A 500-nucleotide genomic window follows, 5' to 3' on the forward strand; every position below is an offset into this window, starting at 1 on the left:
GAGCGGTTGTCGGACGCGCGGCGGCTGGGGCATCCGGTGCTGGCGGTGGTGCGGGGTTCGGCGATCAATCAGGACGGTGCGTCGAACGGTCTGACGGCGCCGAGTGGTCCGGCGCAGCAGCGGGTGATCCGTCAGGCGCTGGCGAACGCGGGTCTGGCGGCGGACGGGGTGGACGTGGTGGAGGGCCACGGTACGGGGACGACGCTGGGTGATCCGATCGAGGCGCAGGCGTTGCTGGCGACTTACGGCCGGGGTCGTGAGGTGCCGTTGTGGCTGGGGTCGTTGAAGTCGAACATCGGGCATGCGCAGTCGGCTGCGGGTGTGGCCGGGATCATCAAGATGGTGCAGGCGATGCGGCACGGTGTGTTGCCGAAGACGCTGCATGTGGATCAGCCGTCCACGAAGGTGGACTGGGGTTCGGGTGCGGTGGAGCTGCTGACGGAGGCGCGGCCGTGGCCGGAGCTGGAGCGGCCGCGTCGGGCGGCGGTGTCCTCGTTCGG

Annotated in this window: 1 pseudogene; it reads left to right on the top strand. The window is 70.6% G+C overall.

Annotation, left to right across the window (positions count from 1 at the left end):
- Positions 1 to 500 (top strand): annotated as a pseudogene (locus tag VKA29_RS12520) (polyketide synthase); the annotation flags it as partial.

The organism is Streptomyces sp. H51, assembly GCF_035656535.1.
Lineage (GTDB): Bacteria > Actinomycetota > Actinomycetes > Streptomycetales > Streptomycetaceae > Streptomyces.